The sequence below is a fragment of the Halomonas salipaludis genome (genome assembly GCF_002286975.1).
GTDB classification, from domain to species: Bacteria; Pseudomonadota; Gammaproteobacteria; order Pseudomonadales; family Halomonadaceae; genus Franzmannia; species Franzmannia salipaludis.
The window spans coordinates 351,374-374,362 of the sequence record NZ_NSKB01000005.1; the positions used below are offsets into that span (position 1 = coordinate 351,374).

Here is a 22,989-nt window from a genome sequence, read left to right on the forward strand (position 1 = left end):
GTCAGTCGCGGATACGGGTCAGCCCCTCTTGGGCGCTGGAGGCGACCAACTGGCCACGCCGGTTGTAGATGCTGCCGCGCGCGAAGCCCCGCGCACCGCCGGCCCAGGGGCTGTCCATGTCGTAGAATAGCCAGTCGTTGACCTTGACGTCCTGATGGAACCACAGCGCGTGGTCGAGGCTGGCGATCTGCAGTCGCGGGTCGCCGAACTTGATGCCCTGCGGTACCAGGCTGGTGGTCAGCAGGTTGAAGTCCGAGCTGTAGGCGAGCAGGTAGCGATGCAGCGCGGCGTCGTCGGGCAGCTCGCCGGCGAGCCGGAACCACAGCTGCTTGCGCGCCGCCTGGCCGGGCTGGTACTGGTCGTCGAGGTGCAGGAATTCGATGGGGTGGCCGTCGAAGCTCAACACCTTGGCGCCGTTGGCGATCAGGGTGTCGGGGTCGTCGAGGGCGGGCATTTCGAGCTGGTGGGCGTGGCCCTGCTCCTCGCCATGGAAGGAGGCGCTGCAGAAGAAGATCGGCTTGCCGCGCTGGATGGCGGTGACCCGGCGAGTGGTGAAGCTGCCGCCGTCGCGCACTGCGTCGACCTGGTAGACCACCGGGCGCTTGGGGTCGCCGGGGCGCAGGAAGTAGCCGTGCTGGGAGTGCACCCGGCGCGTCGGCTCGAGGGTCTGGCTGGCCGCCGACAGCGCCTGGCCGAGGACCTGGCCGCCGAACAGCTGGGGAAAACCGAGGTCCTGACTGTGGCCTCGGAACAGGTTTTCCTCGATCATTTCCAGACCTAGCAGGGCAACCAGGTCATCCAGGGCGCGGGACATGTCAGACTCCTTAGGGTGGATCGGGACGAGTCGAGCGGCCGACGGCGGCGCTCATACGGTTGTTTCATTTTATCAGGATTCGAGTGGCCGATGGCGATGCGCAGCGACGATTTCTACATGCACCGAGCCCTGGACCAGGCGCGTCTGGCGCTGGCGGCGGGGGAGGTGCCGGTGGGCGCGGTGGTGGTGGACCCTGCCGGCGAGATCATCGGCGCCGGCTTCAATGCGCCGATCGCTGAGCATGACCCCAGCGCCCACGCCGAGGTGCAGGCGCTGCGGGCGGCCTGCGCCAGGCTCGGCAACTATCGCCTCGATGGCTGCACCATCTATGTGACCTTGGAGCCGTGCATGATGTGCAGCGGCGCATTGATTCACGCGCGCCTGGCACGGCTGGTATATGGTGCCGCCGAGCCCAAGACCGGAATGGTCGAATCGCGCGCCAATCTGTTCGCCCAGCCCTGGCACAACCACTGCGTCGAGGTTGAAGGCGGGCGGCTGGCGGCTCAGGCCAAGCGGCTGCTACGCGAGTTCTTCGCCGCGCGGCGCGACGCCGCGGATGGCTAGCGCGTTGATAGCGGGTCGCAGGTACCGTCGGATAGCGTCAACGGACGCCCGCTGACCACCCGGTTGCGGCCGCCTGCCTTGGCAACGTAGAGCGCTTCGTCGGCTACCTGCATCAGCTGGCCGATATCCAGCGCACCCTGGGTCTGGGTGGCAATGCCGATGCTGATGCTGAGCCGCTGGCCGTCGTGGTGGAGGAGGTCGGCCTGATGAACGGCCTGGCGCAGCCGCTCGGCGAGCTGCTTGGCCTGCGCGGTGTCGCTACCCGGCAGGCAGGCGACGAACTCCTCGCCACCGTAGCGGGCGAACAGACCATCCTGCTCGCAAATGACTCTGCGGCCGATTTCAGCGATGTGGCGCAGGTAGCGGTCTCCTGCGAGATGTCCCAGGTGGTCGTTGATACGCTTGAAGTGATCGACATCGCAGATCAGCACGCTCAGCGGCCGCCGTTCGGCGTTGGCGTCGAGGGTCTCCATGAACAGCCGGCGGTTGGGTAGCTCGGTGAGCTCGTCGTGGCGCGCCATCCACTCCACTTCGCGCTGTAGGATGCTGCGCGCCTGCACTTCGCGGCGCAGTTCCTGATTGGTGTGGTGGGCGGCACGATGCTGGCCGGCGAGGCGCTGATAGGCAAACAGCACCAGATACAGCAGATAGGCGAAGACCAGCCCCACCAGCAGCCCGACCTCCGGCAGCCGGGCGCGCTGCATCAGTAAGGCGCTGCGTCCGGGAAGGGCATCGAGCAGCAGCGGCTGGCCGCCAACGTCGATGCTGAAGCGGTGCCGCCAGTTGACGCGGTCGTCGAGACTGCCGACCTCGCCCAGCAGCTGCTCACCGGCGTAGAGGCGCAGCGCCTGGGCGCGGGTATCGATGCCGTCGAACAGGGTGTCGAGCAGTGCCGGCAGGCTGACCACCATGGCGGTAGCGCCGAGGACCTCGCCACTGGTGCGGCTGTGCACCGGCAGGTAGTGGATGATGCCGGGCACGCCCTGCAGCAAGTCGATGGCGCCAGTACTGCCCTCGCGGCCGTGAATCAAGGCCTCGCTCAGGGCAGGGCGTCCCGCGGGCTGGTCGTCGAACAGGCGTGCGCCGAGGGCGTTCTCGTTGCCGGCCAAGGGAAAGACACGGATGATTTCGCTGGAAGGCAGGATAAAGGCGATATTCAGGAAGTAGCGGTAGTCCTGATGATAGCGGCTGGCCTGGCGAGCCCAGTCGGCATCGCTGGGTGGTGCGTCGTAGAGCTCCCAGAAGCTGACGAAGCGGCGCATGGCGGCGAGGTGGTCGGCGTTCTCGCGCTCGAAGTCTGCGGCCAGGGCACGGCTCTGGACGGCGCTGGCGTGATATTGGCGACGATCCTCGAGGGTGGTCTGTTGGTGCCAGAACAGTAGTGCCGCCAGGCCCGGCGCCAGGCCTGCGAGCAGCGGGCGGCGCAGCCCGGGCAACTGCTCACGGCGATGCCGAATCAGCAGGCTGGCCTGAACCGTCAGCAGGCAGCCGGCGGCGGCCAGTAGCGACGGCGGTGCAGCGTGGTCGAGTACCCAGATATTGGTCGCCCACTGCTGGATGAGGGCCTGGCTGAGCAGCGCAAGGCCGGACAGGGTGAGCAGCAGCGGGGCGCCGAGGGCCAGGCGCAGGTTCAGCTGCAGGCTGGCGACGAGCAGCAGCAGGGCCAAGGTCATCAGCGCCGGCGGGCGCCAGCGGTAGGCGTCGCCCGGCAGCGCACTCAGCCAGGCGTTCCAGTGGGCGATACTCAGCCAGTACTCGGGCAGCAGGTAGCTTGCCATCACCAGTAGCATCACCAGCAACAGCGACCCCAGCAGCCAGGCGCGCAGCCGCCAGATGCGCTCGGGCTGCCAGTGGCTCACGGCCAGCACGATGAGCAGCACGGCGGTGCTATGCTGGGCCGGCTCGGCATCCTGTCGCAGTAGCGTCAGCAGCGCTAGCGTCAGGGCCAGCAGGGGGCCGATTCGCGTCATGCGCCTCCTCGTGGCGTGGCGGTATCAGAGCACCGGGGGGACGACGTCGAACAGGTGGCTGTCGTCATCGTCGTCCGGCAGGCGCTCGTTGAGCTGGTGGAACTGCTGCTGGCTGCGGTCGACGTAGTCGAGAATCTCGTAGTAGCGGCGTATGTTGCGCACATAGATGACCGGCTCGCCGCCGCGTGCATAGCCGTGGCGGGTCTGGCTGTACCACTCGCTGTTCTGCAGTAGCGGCAGCGCCTCGCGCACGTCGGCCCAGCGGTTGGGGTCGCCGCCGCGCTGCTCGGCGATATCGCGCGCGTCATACAAATGCCCCAAGCCGACATTATAGGCCGCCATGGCCATCCATAGGCGGTCGTCACCGTTGATTGAGTCGGGTAGACGTTCCTTCATTTGACGCAAATAGCGGGCGCCGCCGTCGATGCTCTGCGCCGGGTCGAGGCGGTCGCTGACGCCAAGCTCCTCGGCGGTGGGGTTGGTCAGCATCATCAGGCCGCGCACCCCGGTGGGTGAGGTGGCCTCGGGGTCCCAGTGCGACTCCTGGTAGCCCAGGGCGGCGAGCAGCTTCCAGTCGAAGCCGCTATCGCGTGCCGCCTGGCGGAACAGGTCGGCGTATTCGGGGAGTTTCTCGCGCACATGGCTAATGAAAATGCGTGCGCCGACATACTCCAGGTAGTCGTCATGGCCGAAGTAGTGGCCGATCAGCTCATCGAGGGTGCCGTCGCGCTGCAGGGCGTGGAGAAAGTCCTGGGCGCGCTGCTGAAGCGCCGCGCCCTGGCCGGCGGGAAAGGCCCAGGCCATCGACAGCGGCTCGCCGAGGGGAAAGCCCAGCTCGACCTCGGGAAAGAACAGCCGGTTGGTCTTGAACTGATGCTGGTAGACCACCGCCGCGTCGAGGCTGCCGTTCTCGATGCGCTGAAGCAGGTCGGCGATTTCCAGTTCATTGGACTCCTTCCAGCTCAGCTCCGGAAACTCCTGCTGCAGTTCGCGCAGCACCTGCCCGGTACCCGAACCGCGGATGCTGGCGATGCTCAGGCCGCGCAGGTCGTCGATATCGCGCACCGGTGGCAGGCCGCGGCGGTAGACCACCAGCGGTTGCAGGTTGAGGATCGGTCGGCTGTAGATCAACCCGGAGCGGCTCAGGTCGAGTGGCAGCGCTGCGGCACCGATGTCGGCGTTACCCTGGCGCACCGCCTCCAGCACCTGCTCGACGTTGGGTTCGCTATCCATCGACAGGCTCAACCCGAGATGCTCGGCGAAGCGCCGTGCCAGGTCGTATTCGAAGCCGGTGGGGCCGTGGCGGCCTTCGTAATACGTCGTCGGGGTGTTGCGGGTCTGCACGGCGAGGAAGGCGCGCGCCTGAATGGCATCCCACTGGGCGTTGTGTGGCGGCGGCTGCGGCAGCGCGAGCCACATCAGCGCGACACCGACGCACGTCAGCAGATAGCCGCGCGGGTGGCGGCGCAGATGGGTCACAACGGCCTTGGGCATGAAGGAGACGATTGGCAATGAGACCCCTCACGATAACGGCCGCGGCTCGGGCTGTCACCTGCGCGGATTTCGCGCCCCGGGTGCTTTCCAGTATCATGTGCGCTCATTGCCGCCGGCCGCGGCCCTCATTTCGCTTTCACCAGAGGCTCGATCGACCATGCTTGAACTGCGAGGTGCGCCCGCCCTTTCTGCTTTCCGACATGCCAAGCTGCTGGCCACCCTGCGCGCCCGGGTTCCCGACGTCGACGCGCTGCACGCCGAGTACGTTCACTTCGTCGACCACGACGGTGAGCTCGATGACGACCAGCGTCAGCTGCTCGAGCGCCTCCTCGATTACGGCAGCGAGGCCGGTGCGCCACAAGAGGGCCATCTGTTTCTGGTGGTGCCGCGTATCGGCACCCAGTCGCCGTGGTCATCCAAGGCCACCGATATCGCCCACAACTGCGGCCTGGCCAGGGTGCGCCGCGTCGAGCGCGGCGTGGCCTATCGGGTACGCTTGAGCGGCACCCTCTCGGAGGACGCCTTCGAGGCCATCGTCGCCACCCTCCACGACCGCATGACCGAGACCGTGCTGGCCAACTCCAGCGACGCGGCACGGCTGTTCGCCCACCATGAGCCGGCGCCACTGGGCCAGGTCGACATCCTCGAGGGCGGCCGCCAGGCGCTGGCCGAGGCCAACCGCCAGCTCGGCCTGGCGCTGGCCGAGGACGAGATCGACTATCTGCTCGAGGCCTTCCAGGGCCTGGGCCGCAATCCGGCCGATGTCGAGCTGATGATGTTCGCCCAGGCCAACTCCGAGCACTGCCGGCACAAGATCTTCAACGCCGACTGGGTAATCGACGGCGAGGCGCAGCCGCATTCGCTGTTCAAGATGATCAAGAACACCCACGCCTGTTCGCCGGACGACATCCTCTCCGCTTATAGCGACAACGCCGCGGTCATCCGGGGCACCACGGCGCCGCGCTTCTTCGCCGCGCCGCTGACCGGTGATGCCGGCGAGCGCGCCCGCTACGCCGCCGTCGAGGAACCGATCCAGATCCTCATGAAGGTGGAGACCCACAACCACCCCACGGCGATCGCCCCGCATCCGGGCGCGGCCACCGGCGCCGGTGGCGAGATCCGCGACGAGGGTGCTACCGGTATCGGCGGCAAGCCCAAGGCGGGCCTGACCGGCTTCAGCGTCTCCAACCTGCGCATCCCCGAGTTCGTGCAGCCCTGGGAAGCCTTCGACTACGGCAAGCCGGAACGCATCCAGTCGGCCCTCGAGATCATGCTCGAGGGACCGATCGGCGGCGCCGCCTTCAACAACGAGTTTGGCCGCCCCAACCTGGCCGGCTACTTCCGTACCTATGAGCAGGATGCGCTGGGCAATGACGGCGTCGAGCGGCGCGGCTACCACAAGCCGATCATGCTCGCCGGCGGCTACGGCAATATCCGCGATGGCCACGTGCAGAAGGGCGAGATCCCCGTTGGTGGCAAGCTGATCGTGATGGGCGGCCCGGCGATGCTGATTGGCCTGGGTGGCGGGGCGGCCTCGTCGATGACCTCGGGCAGCTCCAGCGAGGACCTCGACTTCGCCTCGGTGCAGCGCGACAACCCCGAGATCGAGCGCCGCGTCCAGGAGGTGATCGATCGCTGCTGGGCGCTGGGCGATGCCAATCCGATCCGCTTCATTCACGACGTGGGTGCCGGCGGGCTGTCCAATGCCCTGCCGGAGCTGGTCAAGGATGGCGAGCGCGGTGGCCGCTTCGAACTGCGCGCGATCCCCAACGCCGAGCCGGGCATGAGCCCGCTGGAGATCTGGTGCAACGAGGCCCAGGAGCGCTATGTGCTGGCGGTGGCGCCCGACGACCTCGAGACCTTCGAGGCGCTGTGCGCCCGCGAGCGCTGCCCTTACGCAGTGGTCGGCGAGGCCACCGAGGCGCATTACCTGACGGTGGCGGATGGTCACTTCGAGACCACGCCGGTCGACCTGCCGATGAGCGTGCTGTTCGGCAAGCCGCCCAAGATGACCCGCGAGTTCCAGCGCGAAGCGCGGGTGCTGTCCGGGGTGATGCTCGACAACCTCGACCTGCGCGAGGCGCTGGACCGGGTGCTGCGGCTGCCGGCGGTGGCCTCCAAGAGCTTCTTGATCACCATCGGCGACCGCTCGATCACCGGCCAGGTGGCCCGCGACCAGATGGTCGGTCCCTGGCAGGTGCCGGTGGCCGACGTGGCGGTGACCACGGCGAGCTTCGACACCCATGCCGGCGAAGCCATGGCGATGGGCGAGCGGCCGCCGGTGGCACTGATCGACCCCGCCGCCAGCGCGCGGCTGGCGGTGGCCGAGGCGATCACCAATCTGGCCGCCGCGCCGATCGCCAAGCTCGGCGATATCAAGCTCTCCGCCAACTGGATGAGCGCCGCCGACCATCCCGGCGAGAACCAGGCGCTGTACGACGCCGTCCACGCCGTGGGCATGGAACTCTGCCCGGCACTGGGCATCGCCATCCCGGTGGGCAAGGACTCGATGTCGATGCGCACCGCCTGGCAGGAGGAAAGCCCGCAAGGTGAGCTGGAGGAGAAGAGCGTCATCGCGCCGCTGTCGCTGGCCATTACCGGCTTCGCGCCGGTCAGCGATGCGCTGAAGACGCTCACCCCGCAGATCAATCTCGACCAGGACGAGTCCGACCTGATCCTGATCGACCTGGGCGCTGGCCAGAACCGCCTCGGCGGCTCGGCGCTGGCCCAGGTCTACGGCCAGGTCGGCGACGAGTGCCCCGACGTCGACGACCCGGAGGATCTCAAGGCGTTCTTCGAGGTCATCCAGGGCCTCAACCGTGACGGCAAGCTGCTCGCCTACCACGACCGCAGCGACGGCGGCCTGCTGGTGACCCTGCTGGAGATGGCCTTCGCCGCCCATGCCGGCCTCGAGATCAAGCTCGACTGGCTGATCGACGAGCCGGTGGACGCCTTCAATGCGCTGTTCGCCGAGGAGCTCGGCGCGGTGATCCAGGTCAACCGCCAGTTCACCGAGGAGGTGCTGGCGCAGTTCGCCGCCGCCGGCATCGAGACCTGCGGGGTGATCGCCCGGCCGCGCTACGACGACCAGGTGCGGGTGACGCTGTTCGAGGAGCCGCTGCTCGAGACCACCCGCCTGCTGACTCAGCGTACCTGGGCCGAGACCAGCTACCGCCTGCAGGCGCTGCGCGATAACCCCGACTGCGCCAAGAGCGAGTTCGACGGCCTGCTCGACGACCGCGACCCGGGCCTCTCGGCGCAGCCCAGCTTCGACGTCGACGAGGATATCGCCGCGCCCTTCGTCAACACCGCGCGGCCGGCCATGGCGGTGCTGCGCGAGCAGGGCGTCAACGGCCAGGTGGAGATGGCCTGGGCCTTCGACCGCGCCGGCTTCGAGGCGGTCGACGTGCATATGAGCGATATCCTCGCCGGGCGCGTGGCGCTGGACGACTTCAAGGGCCTGGTGGCCTGCGGCGGCTTCTCCTACGGCGACGTGCTCGGCGCCGGCGGTGGCTGGGCCAAGTCGGTGCTGTTCAATGAACGCGCCCGCCAGCAGTTCGCGGCCTTCTTCGAGCGCGACGACAGCTTCGCCCTCGGCGTCTGCAACGGCTGCCAGATGCTCTCCCAGCTCAAGGAACTGATCCCCGGTGCCGACAACTGGCCGCGCTTCGTGCGCAACGAGTCGGAGCAGTTTGAGGCGCGGGTGTCGATGGTGCAGGTCGAACAGAGCCCGTCGATCCTGCTGGCCGGGATGCAGGGTTCACGGCTGCCGATTGCCGTGGCCCACGGCGAGGGGCGCGCCGAGTTCCGCGACAGCGGCCACCTGCGCGCCATGCAGGGCAGCAGCCAGATCGTGCTGCGCTACGTCGACAACTACGGCCAGGTCACCAGCCGCTATCCGGCCAACCCCAACGGCTCGCCGTCGGGCATCACCGGCCTGACCACACCGGATGGCCGGGTCACCATCATGATGCCGCACCCCGAGCGGGTGGCGCGGACGGTGACCAACTCCTGGCGCCCTGCCGAGTGGACCCAGGACGGCGCCTGGCTGCGGCTGTTCCGCAATGCCCGGGTGTGGCTCGGCTGAGCCTGCGCGTGGCACAGCACGACCCGAACAAGGCGGCCCCCGGGCCGCCTTTGCCGTCTTCGCCGCCGGCGCTGCGCCCCTACCAGCAGCAGGCGGTGGCCCGGGTCGTCGAGCATTTCCGTGCCAGCGATGACCCGGCGCTGGTGGTACTGCCCACCGGCAGCGGCAAGTCGCTGGTGATCGCCGAGCTGGCGCGCCTGGCCAGGGGCCGGGTGCTGGTGCTGGCCCACGTCCGCGAGCTGGTCGAGCAGAACCACGCCAAGTATCTGGCCTATGGTCTCGAGGCGGATATCTTCAGCGCTGGGCTGGGGCGCAAGGAGAGCGGTCGCCAGGTGGTGTTCGGCTCGGTGCAGTCGGTGGTCCGGAACCTCGACGCCTTCGACGCAGAGAAGGCGGGGCAGGGGACCTTCACGCTGCTGGTGATCGACGAGTGCCACCGGGTCTCGCTGGACGACGATTCGAGCTACCGTCAGGTGATCGCGCATCTCCAGCGGCGCAATCCCCGCCTCAAGGTGCTGGGCCTCACCGCCACGCCCTTCCGGCTGGGCCAGGGCTTCATCTATCACCGCCACCATCACGGCATGGTGCGTGGCGACGAGACGTGCTTCTTTCGCGACTGCGTGTTCGAGCAGCCGCTGCGGCTGATGGTCAAGCAGGGCTACCTGGCGCCGCCGAGGCGCATCGACGCGGCGGTGGCCGGCTACGACTTCTCGACGCTTGCGCCGGCGGCCAGCGGCCTCTACCGCGAGGAGGAGCTCAACCGGGTCGTTGCCGGCCACCGTGCCACCCCGGGGATCATCGCCGACGTGGTCGAGCAGGCCGCCGAGCGCCAGGCGGTGATGATCTTCGCCGCGACGGTGGCCCACGCCGAGGAGATCCTCGGCTATCTGCCCGCCGGCGAGGCGGCGCTGATCACCGGCGCCACCCCGGGGCGCGAGCGCGAGGCGATCATTGCCGCCTTCAAGGGCCGCGCGATCAAGTACCTGGTCAACGTGGCGGTGCTGACCACCGGCTTCGATGCGCCTCACGTCGACCTGATCGCCATCCTGCGCCCCACCGAGTCGGTGGGCCTCTACCAGCAGATCGTCGGCCGCGGCCTGCGCCTGGCGCCGGGCAAGCAGGATTGCCTGATCCTCGACTACGCCGGTAATCCCTGGGATCTCTACGCCCCGGAGGTAGGCGCACCCAAGCCCGCCTCCGACGCCGAGCCGGTGCAGGTCGAGTGCCCCGAGTGCGGCCATGCCAACCTGTTCTGGGGCAAGCGTGACGGCGAGCTGGTCATCGAGCACTACGGCCGCCGCTGCCAGGGGCTTATCACCGACCCCAGTCCCGTCTCTGGAACAAGCAGAGGCCCGCGAGGCGCGGGGTCGGGCGCCCGTAGACAGTGCGATTTCCGCTTTCGCTTCAAGGTGTGCGGCGAGTGCGGCGCCGAGAACGATATCGCCGCGCGGCGCTGCCACGGCTGCCAGACCCTGCTGGTGGATGCCGACGACAAGCTCAAGGCGGCGCTGCGCCTCAAGGATGCCCGGGTGCTGCGGGTCTCCGGCATGCAGCTCGAGGCCACCGTCAACGGCCGCGGCATGCCGCGCCTCAAGGTCACCTACCACGATGAGGACGGCGCCACCCTGGCCGAGTGGTTCGCCCTCGAGACCCCGGCCCAGCGCGGCGCCTTCCATGCGGTCTTCCTGCGCGATCATCTGCGTGCGCCGGGGGCCGCCTGGCGTCCCACCAGCCCGCAAGAGGTGATCGACGAGCAGCGCCGCCTGCGTGCCCCGGACTTCGTGGTGGGGCGCAAGGTCGGCCGCCACTGGCAGGTGCGCGAGAAGCTGTTCGACTACAGCGGGCGCTATCGCCGCGCCGACAGTGAGCCGGTGCAACGCTGAGGCCCATCTTGTTAAGATACCGCTGATAAAAATAACACCGCTGGGGAACCCATGGCCCAGATTCAATTTACTACCCAAGATTATCCGAAGGCGGATCGCCTGGAAGTGGTGCGGGATGTCTATGCCCCCGTAGCACAAGTTGAACTCGGCGTGCCGCGCCGTGAAATACCCGATATCACGATTCGTATGTGCTTGCTGCCGGGGGTTACGGTTGCACTTGCCGAGTGCTCGACGTTGAAGGTGACGCGTGGTCAGGCTCAGCTGGCCGATGGTAACGACAACATATCCCTGCTGTTGAATCCCGGTGGCCCCGGGGGCTGGGAGAGCCATCAGCGTCACCTTCGTCAGCTGGCATGTCCGGCGGGCTTTGGCTGCGTTGGCTTCAAGGATCGTCCTGGTCTGATCGATTTCCATGGTCGGCCTGGGCAGCGGGCACGCTTCTTGAGCATAGATTTTCCCCGTGCGCTGCTGGGGCCACGGGTGGCCGATCTCGATCGCGTGGCCAAGGGTCTGCTCGTGCCTGGCGACGCGCTGCAGTTGTTGATGCGTCAAGCGCTTGCCCTGACCCGATCACCCGATGTTCAGGCGTCTGCAGCGGGGCCCTGCGAGATGGAGCAGCTGCTGGACATGGCGACCCTGGCGCTGGGGGGGACGCCGGATGCCACGGCCCGCGCTGCTAAGCGCGGTCTTAGCATGGCGCGGCTGCGTGCCATCAAGGCCGATATGGCTGCGTATGCTGGCCATGGAGAGCTGTCAGTGAAGTGGGTAGCCAAACGCTACGGTATCTCGCCCGGCTATGTGCGCGCCCTGTTCGATCGCCAAGGCACCAGCTTTACCGACTATCTGCTCGAGCTGCGCCTACAGCGGGCATATCGGCAGCTTTCCCGGCTGGCACCTGGCGAACGGTCTATTGCCGATGTCGCCTATGCGGCTGGCTTCAATAATCTTTCCTGGTTCTATCGTGCCTTCAGGCAACGCTTCGGCATGACACCGGGGGATGCCCGCTACGGCGTCGAGCTGCAAAAGGAGTAGCTCCCCCCGCTCCACTCGCCCGCCGCAGGCTGTGGCGCTGAGTGGAAGACGTCACCCTGCCACCTCGCTAGCGTATTGGCTCGCTGATAGATAAGCAGCTGATAACAAAGGCAGGGGACGCGGGATGAACCATATCTATAACAGCATATTCAATCGTAGCCTGGGCATATGGCTTGCCGTGGCGGAGACCGCTCGTGCGCGGGGCAAGGGTAGGCGACGGGCGCGGCGGCCATCGGCGACCAGCGGTTGGCATGGCTATCCGACGGCAGCGAGCTGGACCGTGATGCTGTCCTTGTTGATTCCTGGCGAAAGTCCTTTGGCTGATCCGACCGTCATACCTGAGGAGCAGGAGGTCATAGGCAGTGCTGGGGGGAGCAGCTCACGGAACAACGGCGGTACCGGCGGCTTGGCGCTTGACGTCTCGGGTGGCTCTCTGGTGAATGAAGGAACGATTGCCGGTGGAGAAGGCGGCGCCAGTACCCATGCGAACGGTGGTCGCGGTGGCCAAGGCGTGCGCTTTGATGGTGGTTCCCTCTCCAACATAGGCAGCATCGCCGGCGGGCGGGGCGGGGAGAGCGTTTTTGGGTATGGTCGCGACGGCGGTACAGCGTTGGTTTTTATCGGCAGTGATCTCTATAACGATGGCACCATACACGGAGGCAGAGGAGGGGAAAGTACTCATTCTAACGGCGGTCGCGGCGGCGAAGGCGTGCACTTTGATGGTGACTCCCTCTTCAACATGGGCAGCATCGCCGGCGGTCGGGGAGGAGAGAGCGTTCATGGGAATGCTAGCGACGGCGGTGCAGGGCTGAGTTTCTCGGGCACGAGGTTCATCAACCAAGGCACGGTGGCGGGAGCTGACGGTGGTGACAGTAGTTTTCTCAATGGGGGCGATGGTGGCATGGGCGCCATTCTGACCGATGATGGCGTGGTGTTCGACAATGCCGGATCGATATCGGGTGGCCGTGCAGGTAGGTCATTAGTGGGTCCCTCGGGCATCAGTGGCTTGGGCGGCATTGGCATGGTGGTTGAAGGGCGTGACGTCTGGGTAACCCATTCGGGGAGCATTGCCGGTGGCCAAGGTAGGGCAGGGCGAGCAGATGCCATGCACCTGAACGGTGAGGATACGACGCTTGAATTGCTTTCCGGCTTTAGCTTTCAAGGGGCTGTCAGGGCCTATGGCGCCGACGCCACACTGCTGATGAACGGAGACGGCGATGCCAATATCGATATTGGCCGATACCATGGATTCAGCCACCTGGAAAAGGATGGCTCGAGCTATTGGACGCTGACGGGAGGCAATAGCGCGGACGCTCTCAACGTTCATGCCGGGGCGTTATCGATCTCCGGCCCAAGTGCCGCGGCCAATATCGGCGTGTTCGATGTCGGTGGTAACGCTCAAGGCCGTCTGATCGTCGACGCCGGTGGCCGGCTTTCCGCCGTCGGCGGTCGTGTCGGTGGCGGTGCGGGGCAAGGTGTCCTCACAGTGGTCGGTGGCGGCAGCGTGGTCGATATCTCAGGCGATCTGCGGGTCGCTGGCGAAGGCGATGGGGCGAAGGGCTCGGTGATCCTGGCGAATGGCGGGGAACTCAGCGTATCCGGCGATCTGCTGATGGGGCCGGGTAGCGCCACTGGGTCCGCCCGCCTGGCTATCGGAGCGGACTCTATCGAGGAATCCGAGGCGGTGGCGCCGGGCTTGGTTAGCGCAAACGCGATTCGACTCGAACGAGAGGGCGCCAGCGTTGATTTCAACCATGACTCGGCAGACTACGGCTTCGATGCCGGACTAGTCAGCACCAGTGCCGGCTTTGGCAACCTCAATCACTATGCGGGCACCACGACACTCACCGGGGATAGTGCCGGTTTTTCCGGTACGACGACGGTCTTTGGTGGCACCCTGCGGGTCGGCGATGCACAAGGCAATGGCCGCCTCGGCGGGAACGTCGACATACGTAGCGGTGCAACGCTGGGTGGATCCGGCCGGATAGGCAATACGACCATCGCCGATGGCGCGACGCTCGCGCCGGGGAACTCGATGGGCACCCTGGTCGTGGACGGCGACCTGGCGTTGGCATCAGGCACGCTGCTTGACTTCGAATTAGGCAGCCCCGGTGTGACCGGCGATCCTGGCTCGGGGGCCAGCGACCGCGTTACGGTTACCGGAAATCTGACGCTGGACGGCTTGCTGAGCCTGTCGCAGGGAGAGGGGGCATACGACGGCAGTGCCGGGCTCGGCTATTACCGCTTGATGACCTATGGCGGCACCTTGACCGACAACGGACTGAGCATCGGCAATACGCCAAATATCGACAACGCCGGTGCGTTCGAGATCCAGGCGGGGAGCGGCAATGTCGATCTGTTCATCGCCGCACTGGGCGAGAATACCTTGCAGCATTGGCAAGGCGGCGACGGCATCTGGAACGACAGCAGCACGCAGTGGCTGAACCGCGACGGCGAGACGGCGGTTACCTGGGCCGGCCATCATGCCGTCTTCAGGAATGCACCAGGCGGTTTTCATGGCGGCACGCTATCGGTCGAGGGTATCCAGGCCTTCCAGGGGCTGCAATTCGTCGATGAGGCCTTCCTCCTGGCCGGTGACGGGCAGCTTGTCACCGGCCCCGACGGCTCGGAAATACGCGTGCTGGCCGATGATGCGGAGATCTCCACCGAGATCACTGGCGCCAACGGCATCGTCAAGCGCGAGGCGGGTACGCTGATCTTGTCAGGCCAGAATTCCTACGCAGGCGGGACAACGATTGCCGGAGGCACTGTGCGGGTGTCGGACGACGGTAACTTGGGCAGCGCCCAGGGCAATGTCACCTTCAAAGGTGGTGCCCTCGCCACTACCAGCAGCTTTAGCAGCAGCCGCGCGGTCATGTTCTCCGGCAATGGCGCCTTCGACGTCGCGGATACCGCGACATTGACGCTCTCCGGTGAGCTAGCCGGCGACGGCAATCTGACCAAGACCGGCCAGGGGACGCTGCACCTCAGCGGCGCCAATGCTTACGGCAACACCTTCGTCAATAGCGGAACGCTGATCGGTAGTGCCGCTTCCATCTCCGGCGATATCGCCAATGCCGGGGAGGTGGTGCTCGATCAGACGCATGACGCCGCCTTTACCGGCGACATTGCCGGACTTGCTGGTAACAGCGGTCAAATGGTGAAGCAGGGTAGCGGGAACCTGGCACTAGATGGTGATTCATCACTCGACTGGACCGTCACCGACGGTGGTCTCCACAGCGCAGCCGTGCGTTTCGGCGGTGATGCGCATCTCGCAGGGGCGTCAGCCGGATTGACGTTTAGCGATGAGGTGGACGCGCATTATGCCGGCGTGCTGTCGGGAGACGGTACTTTCCTTTATGACGGTACCGCTTCAGTGCTATTGACCGGTGACAGTTCGAGCTTTGACGGCACCACTACCGTTGCGGGTGGCACGTTGCTGGTGGGAGATGCCGAAGGTAATGGCAGCCTCGGTGGCGCGCTCCATATTGATGAAGGTGCCACGCTTGGCGGTTCCGGCTCGGTAGGCGTCACGAAGGTTTTTGGCGGAGGCACCATCGCGCCAGGCAATTCCATCGGCACGCTGACCGTGGAGGGGGATCTGCTGCTGGATACTGGCGCTCGATATCTGGCAGAGCTGAGTGCGAATGACCACGATGCAGTGATTGTGACCGGAACGGCGACAATTGAAGATGCGGCCATCATCCAGTTGACGCCCGCCGACGGCTGGGGCGCGAATGCGACCTTCGCGGATGGGTCGACCTACACCCTGTTCGAGGCAGGCACTCTGGTCGTGAACGGTGTGCCGGAGCTACGCAACGACTTTGCCTTTCTCGACTTCCACTTCGATGCCACCGCTAGTGCCTTCAATCTGATCAGCCGGCTATCATCTGCTGCAAGCAACTCGTTCTGTTTGCCGGGTATGAGCGCCAACGCTTGTGGTGCCGGCGATGGCACCTTCTCTCTGGGGGAGGGGCACGACCTCTACGATCGAGTCCTCAACATGAGCGCCCCACAGGCCGAGCAGGCGCTGAGCCAACTCTCCGGTGAACTGCACGCTTCCGTGCATGGCGCCTTGGTGTCCGATAGCCGGCTGGCAAGGGAGGCTGCCAATGACCGCCTGCAACGGGCTGGTGGTGGCCACACCACCGTCATGGATAACGTGGCAGTACAGGGCGGCCATACCTACTGGGCCCGTTCCCAGGGCAACTGGGGGCGTCAGGGCGGTGACGGCAATGCCGCAAGCATCAAGCGCGAGCTGGCTGGGGGCTTCGTGGGCGTGGATACCGAGATCGGCGAGCGGGCGCGCGCCGGTATGATGAGCGGCTATACCCGCAGTGATATCCGTGCCCGGGAGGGGCGTGGCAGTGCCAGCGTGGATAGCTTTCATCTCGGTGCTTATGCAGCGGGCTCGCTGGACCATGACGGCGCTGAGCTACGCGGCGGTGTGTTCTATGGCTATCACGAGATCGATAGCTCGCGCCAGGCGCTGGGGCAGTCGCTGGAGGACGAGCGTCGCGCCCAGACCCTGCACGGCTATGCCGAGTTGGCCACCCGCCTAGCGGCTGACCCGCTGATGCTGGAACCCTTCGTCAATATTGCGCAGATCCATCACCGCGCGGCGAATGGGGAAGAGCGCGGCGGCAGCGCTGCGCTCTCCAGCTCAAGTGAGCGCTATGACACCACCGTTGCTACCCTGGGCGTGCGGCCCGAGGCGACCTTCGACATGGACGACTCCAGTGTCAGCGTCTATGGCAGCATCGGTTGGCAGCACGCCCTGGGCGACACCACCTTCGAGCGCGAGCAGCGTTTCGACGGTGGCGATGCCTTTGGCGTGACCGGTACACCCATTGCCCGGGATAGCGCCGTCGTGAGCGCTGGGGTTCAGGTCACGCTGAGTGAGCATGCTGCCTTGGGAGTCTCTTATGCGGGGCAGTATGCGGATGGCAGCGAGGACCACAGGGCGCAGGTGAGTATGGAGTGGCGTTTCTGATAGTGAGTGCGGCGGAGCCTCGCCGCCACAGCTGGATTGGTGAGGTCGAGAGGTTTGCCACCACTATAAAGTTAGTTAGTATAACTAACTTTATAGTGGTGGAGATATACCATGACGCTCGAAGCGGACCTGAAGAACCTGGGCTGGGAGATATGGAACCGCTGGCGGGAGCATGGCCGGCGCAGCGGCAGCATGGAACTCACCGCTGCTGAGCTCGACTACCTCTATGCCCTGCTCTCGACGCCCGATGGGATGCGCCTGACGCAACTGGCCGCCTTGCTGCGGGTCAGCAAGGCCTCGGCAAGCACCATGGTCAGCAAGCTGGAGGCGCGTGGCTACCTCCATCGCTCGGCCTGTCCGGAAGATGGACGGGCCGTGCTTTTGCATGCGACGGACAAAGCGCGACACATTGAGAAGGAGGAGCACGACGTCTATGCGGAAACCGCCGCTGCGCTACGGCAGGGGCTGGATGAGCATGAACGGCGTGAGCTGGAGCGCTTGCTGGACAAGGCCTGCAAGGGATTCAGGAGGGACGACTGATGCATTCCGGCTCGATCACCCGTGCCTACTGGCGCTATACCCTGCCGGCCGTCATGGCGCTGATGGTCAGCGGCATGTATCAGGTGGTAGACGGTATCTTTATCGGCCATGCCATTGGCGAGCCGGGGTTGGCCGGCATCACCATGGCCGTGCCGGCAGTCATCGTGCTGCTGGCGGTAGGCATCATGCTGGGCGTCGGGGCCGGTGCCCAGTGCTCGATCGCCCAGGGGCGCGGTGACGAGCCGCGAGCGGCTGTGATGCTGGGGCAGGGTGGCTGGCTACTGGGTCTGCTCGGGGTGCCGGTGGGTGCGCTGATCCTGTTTGCTGGCGACGCCTTCCTGGCCTTCCAGGGGGCGACGGGGCAGGTCGCCCAGCTGGCGGGCGACTACCTGGCGGTGATGGCCTGGGGCTCACCGCTGGTGGTCGCCAGCCTGGCACTGCCGTTCTGGGTGCGTAACCTGGGCGCTCCGCGGTTGGCGACCCTGGCCATGGTGATAGGTGCCTTGACCAATATTGCCTTCGACTACGCCTTTATCCTGTGGCTTGGCTGGGGGCTCAAGGGGGCCGCCCTGGCCACGCTGCTGGCGGAGAGCCTCACCGCTCTGGTCTGCCTGGGCTATCTGGTCAGTCGCCAAGCCCCCATCCGCCTGCGTTTGCAGCCACTGCGTCTCGGTGCCTGTCGGTCGGTGCTGGGCACCGGGGTGTCGAGCATGCTGATGTATCTCTATCTCGGCGTGGTGACGATACTGCACAACATGCTGCTGATGAAGTATGGCGGGCCAGTGCAGGTCGCGGCCTATGCCATCACCGGCTACCTGTTGGCCTTCTACTACATGCTGGCCGAAGGGGTGGCCAACGGCATGCAGCCCCTGATCAGCTACTTCCATGGGGCGCGCCGGGGCAGCCATATCAAGCGGGTCTTTCGCCTGGGGCTGTATACCGCCATCGGGCTCGGCGCGGGGATGGTGGCGGCGCTGATGCTATGGCCCGAGAGCATCGCCGGTATCTTCATCTCCGACGACGCCAGGCTTCTGGCAGCGACTGCCCTGGGCGTTCGCCTGCACCTCTTCGCACTGTTCCTGGATGGCTTCATCGTGTTGGCGGCCTGCTTCTTCCAGTCGATGGGGCTGGGGCGCCAGGCAGTGCTGATCACCCTGGGGAACATCGTTATCCAGGTGCCCTTCCTGGCCCTGCTGCCCCTGGTGATGGGGCTGAACGGGGTGTGGCTGGCACTGCCGCTCTCCAATCTGCTGCTGGCATCCGTGGTGCTGGCGATGGTATTGCGGCGGTGGCGACGCCTGGAGGTGCCTGCATAGCGCGGCGCTGTCTGCCGCGGCACCATCTTGGTAGACTGTCCGATTACTGCATCGGGCAATATCGAGAGGCCAGGCCACGCGTGAGCGAGACGCCTACCACCGTCGTCGAAGAGAGCCAGGCGCCGCAGCAGGGCGAGCTGTTCGCGCGGGTGCTCGACGAGCCGGTCTATGCGCCGCCGGAGGATCTGTATATTCCGCCGGAGGCGCTGCGGGTGTTCCTCGAGACCTTCGAGGGGCCGCTGGATCTGCTGCTCTATCTGATCCGGCGCCAGAACCTGGATATCCTGACCATCGACGTGGCTGCCATCACCCATCAGTACATCGAGTACGTCGAGCTGATGAAGGCGATGGAGATCGAGCTGGCCGGCGAGTACCTGCTGATGGCGGCGATGCTGGCCGAGATCAAGTCGCGTACGCTGCTGCCGCGACCGCCCAAGGGTGATGACGAGGACGACGAGGGCGATCCGCGGGCCGAGCTGATCCGCCGCCTGCAGGAGTACGAGCGGCTCAAGCACGCTGCCGAGGCGCTGGGTGAGCTGCCGCGCTTGGGGCGTGACTGGTTTCCCGCCCAGGCCGGATTGCCGCCGCTGGAGTCGCGGGTCATTCATCCCGAGGTCGAACTCGACGAGCTATTGGCGGCGCTGTCGGGTATCCTGCGCCGCGCCGAGCTGACCCAGTCGCACCAGATCAGCCGCGAGGTGCTCTCGACCCGCGAGCGCATGCTGGCGATCATGGCGCGGCTCGAGCATCAGCACTACACCCCCTTCGAGGCGCTGTTCACCCTCGAGGAGGGGCGTGCAGGGGTGATCGTGACCTTTATGGCGATCCTCGAGCTCGCCAAGGAGGCGCTGATCGAGATCGTGCAAAATGTGCCGCTGTCGCCGATCCACGTGCGTGCGCGACTGGCCGGCGACGCCGGCGAGGCTCACGACGACGCAGAACACGAGGCGGGCGAGAGCCCGTTCGACCACGAGGAAGCGCTACCGCCATCATGAACAAGCGCATCAGCGACCCGGTGAGCCCCCTGGACGAGATTCTCGAGGCGGCGCTGCTGGCCGCCGGCGAGCCGCTCTCGCCGGAGCGGCTCGAGGCGCTGTTCGACGACCATGAGCGGCCGCCGCGTAGCGAGCTGCGCGCGGCGCTGGCGCGACTCGGTGAGCGCCTCGACCAGGGCGCCCTGGAGCTGATCGAAACCGCCTCGGGGTTTCAGCTGCGGATTCGCTCGCGGCTCTCGCCGTGGGTGTCGCGGCTGTGGGACGAGCGCCCGCAGCGCTACTCGCGGGCGCTACTCGAGACCCTGGCGCTGATCGCTTATCGCCAACCGGTGACCCGCGGCGATATCGAGGAGGTGCGCGGGGTGGCGGTGAGTAGCTCGATCATGCGTACCCTGGCCGAGCGTGGCTGGATCCGCGTGGTCGGCCAGCGCGACGTGCCGGGGCGGCCATCGGTGTATGCCACCACCCGGCAGTTCCTCGATGACTTCGGTCTCAAAACGCTGGATGCGTTGCCGCCGATGCACGAGCTCAAGGATTTCGAAGAGCGCCTGGTCGACTACGAGCAGGGCGAGGCGCGAGATGCCGAAGCGCGTGAGCGGATCGCGCGGGACGATAGTCAGCAGCAGGCGACGACCGGGACGGTCGACGCCGAATCACACGCCGGGACGGCGTCCACGCGGCCCAGGCTGAGCTTCGCCGATCTCGAAGCCCGCCTTGCCGAACGCGCCCCCGAGAGCGTCGCCGATGACGGACGCGGGGGCGTGGAACCCTCTACAGACGAGATGTCAGACGACTCATGACGACTACCACTGAAAAATTGCAGAAGGTCCTGGCGCGCGCCGGCCTGGGCTCGCGCCGCGAGATGGAAACCGCGATCAGCGCCGGGCGCGTCAAGGTCAACGGCAAGTTGGCGACCCTCGGCGATCGCATCGAGATGCGCGACAAGGTCACCTTCGACGACCGCCCGGTGACCCTGCGCGGCGCCGAGGAGACACCGCGACGGGTGATCATGTACAACAAGCCCGAGGGCGAGCTGTGCACGCGCAAGGACCCGGAAGGGCGGCGCACCGTATTCGAGCGCCTGCCGCGTCTCAAGGGCGAGCGCTGGATCGCCATCGGTCGTTTGGATATCAATACCAGCGGCCTGTTGCTGTTCACCACCGACGGTGAGCTGGCCAACAAGCTGATGCACCCCTCCACCGAAGTGGAGCGCGAATATGCGGTACGGGTGATGGGCGAGGTGCGCCGCGAGCAGGTGGTGGCAATGGTCGAGGGCGTGATGCTCGACGACGGCCCGGCGCGCTTCAGCGACGTCCAGGAGTTCGGTGGCGAGGGCATCAACACCTGGTTCCACGTGGTGATCCTGGAGGGCCGCAACCGCGAGGTGCGCCGGCTATGGGAATCCCAGGGGCTCACCGTCAGCCGCCTCAAGCGGGTGCGCTACGGCAATATCTTCCTCGACAAGCGTGCCAAAGCGGGCGAGTGGACCGAGCTGACCCAGGACGAGGTCGACGATCTCGCGACCCTGGCGGGGCTTGCCAGCCGCAAGGTGCCGGAGTTGACGCCGGACGAGAAGAACCGCTGGAGCCGCGACAAGAACAAGCGGCGCCCGGTGCAGGCAATGCGCAAGCCGAAGGGTACGCGTAAGTCCTGAGACGGGAACGAAACGCTCGGGAGTTGGCACGAAAAGGCTTGTCATCACCGGGCGCCATGGGTAATATGTGCGCCCTGTCGGGAGGGGAAACATGACGTAGCCCCTGTCGCCAGATGGCGCGGCGGGTCGTTAGCTCAGTTGGTAGAGCAGTTGGCTTTTAACCAATTGGTCGTAGGTTCGAATCCTACACGACCCACCATATCCGCCGCTGCGTAAGCGCCTGTTGCTTACGGTTGCGGGTCGTTAGCTCAGTTGGTAGAGCAGTTGGCTTTTAACCAATTGGTCGTAGGTTCGAATCCTACACGACCCACCAGAATGTGTTCGAAACGCCCCGGCGCTCCAAGCGTCGGGGCGTTTTCGTTTGTGGACACTTTTGTGCACCTTGGGGGAGCAATTCGGCGGCGTTGTGGTCTAGAATAGGGCAAGACAGACGCGGCGGGAGACGCCGAGGAATACTGTCTTCTGGCGTGTGCCGCCGGGCAGAGAGTCCGTCACGGTACACCTGGTACATGCAGGGGGAGCCCCTGCCAGTCACAGTGGTAGACACGATGACGATCATGACTTCCCGCGCCGAGGTGCAAGAGCACCTGGCCCGCGCCTACTGCCCGACGCGGATTCCCGCCGAGGATGAAGCGCGCGTCGATGAAATCAAGCGACTGCTGAAGGCGCATAACGCCGTGCTGGTCGCTCACTATTACACCGATGATGCCATCCAGCAGCTCGCCGAAGAGACCGGCGGCTGCGTGGCTGACTCCTTGGAGATGGCCCGCTTCGGCGCCCGCCACGAGGCCGAGACCCTGGTGGTGGCCGGGGTGCGCTTCATGGGCGAGACGGCCAAGATCCTGTCGCCGGAAAAACGCGTATTGATGCCGACCCTGGAGGCGACCTGCTCGCTGGATATCGGCTGCCCGGCCGATGAGTTCGCGGCCTTCTGCGACCAGCATCCGGAGCGCACCGTGGTGGTCTATGCCAATACTTCGGCGGCGGTCAAGGCACGCGCCGACTGGGTGGTGACCTCGTCCATCGCGGTGGACGTGATCGAGCACCTCCAGGCTCGCGGCGAAAAGATCCTGTGGGCACCGGACAAACACCTGGGCAGCTATATCCAGAAGCAGACCGGCGCCGACATGCTGCTGTGGGACGGCGCCTGCATCGTCCACGAGGAGTTCAAGGCCAAGGGCATCCAGGACCTCAAGGCGCTGTATCCTGACGCCGCGGTGCTGGTGCACCCCGAGTCCCCTGAGCCGGTGGTGGGCCTGGCCGACGTGGCTGGCTCCACCTCGCAGCTGATCAAGGCGGCCAAGGAGCTGCCCCAGGACAAGCTGATCGTCGCCACCGACCGCGGCATCTTCTTCAAGATGCAGCAGGCAGTGCCCGGCAAGACGCTGTTCGAAGCGCCCACCGCCGGCAACGGCGCGACCTGCAAGAGCTGTGCACACTGCCCGTGGATGGCGATGAACGCACTGGACAACCTGGCCGGCGCGCTGCGCCACGGCAGCGGCGAGATATTCGTCGACGACGCGCTGCGCTTAGCGGCCCTCAAGCCGCTGGAGCGGATGCTCAACTTCCAGCGCTAGGCTTCGCCTAGCGCTGGAGCTGGAAGAGCGCCCGCTTCGCGGGCTTGAGCTTGAAGCTGGAAGAAAACCC

At 66.1% G+C, this 22,989-nt stretch carries 14 protein-coding genes and 2 tRNA genes; 13 read left to right on the forward strand and 3 right to left on the reverse strand.

Features of this window, described 5'->3' with window-relative positions; genetic code table 11:
• Position 1: 1 nt before the first annotated feature.
• Positions 2-814 carry an acyl-CoA thioesterase gene (locus tag CK498_RS14825; RefSeq protein ID WP_095621627.1) on the reverse strand — a complete coding sequence of 271 codons (813 nt, stop codon included), beginning with the start codon at positions 812-814 and terminating at the stop codon, positions 2-4.
• Positions 815-910: 96 nt separating this feature from the next.
• Between CK498_RS14825 and tadA the strand changes: the two genes are divergently transcribed.
• Entirely contained in the window at positions 911-1,378 is a 468-nt protein-coding gene (tadA, locus tag CK498_RS14830) for a tRNA adenosine(34) deaminase TadA (protein ID WP_095621783.1), read from the forward strand.
• Here tadA and CK498_RS14835 read toward each other — a convergent pair.
• Both CK498_RS14835 and mltF read right to left on the reverse strand, forming a co-directional pair.
• Positions 1,375-3,348 carry a GGDEF domain-containing protein gene (locus CK498_RS14835; RefSeq protein ID WP_095621628.1) on the reverse strand — a complete coding sequence of 658 codons (1,974 nt, stop codon included), beginning with the start codon at positions 3,346-3,348 and terminating at the stop codon, positions 1,375-1,377. The genes tadA and CK498_RS14835 overlap by 4 nt on opposite strands.
• 24 nt (positions 3,349-3,372) lie before the next feature.
• On the reverse strand, positions 3,373-4,842 hold the full coding sequence (mltF, locus tag CK498_RS14840; RefSeq protein WP_095621629.1) for a membrane-bound lytic murein transglycosylase MltF: 1,470 nt from the start codon (positions 4,840-4,842) through the stop codon (positions 3,373-3,375).
• 157 nt (positions 4,843-4,999) lie between these two features.
• On the opposite strand from mltF, the gene purL reads away from it, so the two are divergent.
• The 12 genes from purL (at position 5,000) to nadA (ending at position 22,919) form a co-directional block, all read left to right on the forward strand.
• Positions 5,000-8,929, forward strand: a complete 3,930-nt coding sequence (gene purL / locus CK498_RS14845) for a phosphoribosylformylglycinamidine synthase (protein ID WP_095621630.1) — start codon at positions 5,000-5,002, stop codon at positions 8,927-8,929.
• 8 nt (positions 8,930-8,937) lie between these two features.
• The gene (locus CK498_RS14850) at positions 8,938-10,812 is read left to right on the forward strand and encodes a DEAD/DEAH box helicase family protein (protein WP_407645858.1); all 1,875 of its coding nucleotides are present in this window, start codon (positions 8,938-8,940) and stop codon (positions 10,810-10,812) included.
• A gap of 51 nt (positions 10,813-10,863) precedes the next feature.
• Positions 10,864-11,844: a helix-turn-helix transcriptional regulator gene (locus CK498_RS14855; RefSeq protein WP_095621631.1), complete on the forward strand. Its 981-nt coding sequence runs from the start codon at positions 10,864-10,866 to the stop codon at positions 11,842-11,844.
• 124 nt (positions 11,845-11,968) lie between these two features.
• On the forward strand, positions 11,969-16,837 hold the full coding sequence (locus CK498_RS14860; RefSeq protein WP_095621632.1) for an autotransporter domain-containing protein: 4,869 nt from the start codon (positions 11,969-11,971) through the stop codon (positions 16,835-16,837).
• A 111-nt stretch (positions 16,838-16,948) separates the two neighbouring features.
• A complete protein-coding gene (locus CK498_RS14865; protein WP_095621633.1) occupies positions 16,949-17,377 on the forward strand; it encodes a MarR family winged helix-turn-helix transcriptional regulator in 429 nt (142 codons plus the stop codon).
• A complete protein-coding gene (locus CK498_RS14870) occupies positions 17,377-18,693 on the forward strand; it encodes an MATE family efflux transporter (protein WP_095621634.1) in 1,317 nt (438 codons plus the stop codon). The genes CK498_RS14865 and CK498_RS14870 overlap by 1 nt, the downstream gene beginning before the upstream one ends.
• 80 nt (positions 18,694-18,773) lie before the next feature.
• Positions 18,774-19,688: a segregation and condensation protein A gene (locus CK498_RS14875; protein WP_095621635.1), complete on the forward strand. Its 915-nt coding sequence runs from the start codon at positions 18,774-18,776 to the stop codon at positions 19,686-19,688.
• Positions 19,685-20,488 (forward strand): SMC-Scp complex subunit ScpB, encoded by an 804-nt coding sequence (gene scpB / locus CK498_RS14880; RefSeq protein ID WP_095621636.1) that lies wholly within the window; start codon positions 19,685-19,687, stop codon positions 20,486-20,488. The genes CK498_RS14875 and scpB overlap by 4 nt, the downstream gene beginning before the upstream one ends.
• A complete protein-coding gene (gene rluB / locus CK498_RS14885) occupies positions 20,485-21,342 on the forward strand; it encodes a 23S rRNA pseudouridine(2605) synthase RluB (RefSeq protein WP_095621637.1) in 858 nt (285 codons plus the stop codon). The genes scpB and rluB overlap by 4 nt, the downstream gene beginning before the upstream one ends.
• 123 nt (positions 21,343-21,465) lie before the next feature.
• A tRNA-Lys gene (locus tag CK498_RS14890) sits at positions 21,466-21,541 on the forward strand.
• Positions 21,542-21,579: 38 nt separating this feature from the next.
• Positions 21,580-21,655, forward strand: a tRNA-Lys gene (locus CK498_RS14895).
• A gap of 235 nt (positions 21,656-21,890) precedes the next feature.
• Positions 21,891-22,919, forward strand: coding sequence for a quinolinate synthase NadA (gene nadA, locus CK498_RS14900; protein ID WP_095621638.1), 1,029 nt, complete (start codon positions 21,891-21,893; stop codon positions 22,917-22,919).
• Positions 22,920-22,989 lie beyond the last annotated feature (70 nt).

What these genes read in the sequence shown, in the direction of transcription:
- CK498_RS14825 (WP_095621627.1), bottom strand. Translation starts at nt 814, where the DNA reads ATGTCCCGCGCCCTGGATGACCTGGTTGCCCTGCTAGGTCTGGAAATG.
- tadA (WP_095621783.1), top strand. Translation starts at nt 911, where the DNA reads ATGCGCAGCGACGATTTCTACATGCACCGAGCCCTGGACCAGGCGCGT.
- CK498_RS14835 (WP_095621628.1), bottom strand. Translation starts at nt 3,348, where the DNA reads ATGACGCGAATCGGCCCCCTGCTGGCCCTGACGCTAGCGCTGCTGACG.
- mltF (WP_095621629.1), bottom strand. Translation starts at nt 4,842, where the DNA reads ATGCCCAAGGCCGTTGTGACCCATCTGCGCCGCCACCCGCGCGGCTAT.
- purL (WP_095621630.1), top strand. Translation starts at nt 5,000, where the DNA reads ATGCTTGAACTGCGAGGTGCGCCCGCCCTTTCTGCTTTCCGACATGCC.
- CK498_RS14855 (WP_095621631.1), top strand. Translation starts at nt 10,864, where the DNA reads ATGGCCCAGATTCAATTTACTACCCAAGATTATCCGAAGGCGGATCGC.
- CK498_RS14860 (WP_095621632.1), top strand. Translation starts at nt 11,969, where the DNA reads ATGAACCATATCTATAACAGCATATTCAATCGTAGCCTGGGCATATGG.
- CK498_RS14865 (WP_095621633.1), top strand. Translation starts at nt 16,949, where the DNA reads ATGACGCTCGAAGCGGACCTGAAGAACCTGGGCTGGGAGATATGGAAC.
- CK498_RS14870 (WP_095621634.1), top strand. Translation starts at nt 17,377, where the DNA reads ATGCATTCCGGCTCGATCACCCGTGCCTACTGGCGCTATACCCTGCCG.
- scpB (WP_095621636.1), top strand. Translation starts at nt 19,685, where the DNA reads ATGAACAAGCGCATCAGCGACCCGGTGAGCCCCCTGGACGAGATTCTC.
- rluB (WP_095621637.1), top strand. Translation starts at nt 20,485, where the DNA reads ATGACGACTACCACTGAAAAATTGCAGAAGGTCCTGGCGCGCGCCGGC.
- nadA (WP_095621638.1), top strand. Translation starts at nt 21,891, where the DNA reads ATGACGATCATGACTTCCCGCGCCGAGGTGCAAGAGCACCTGGCCCGC.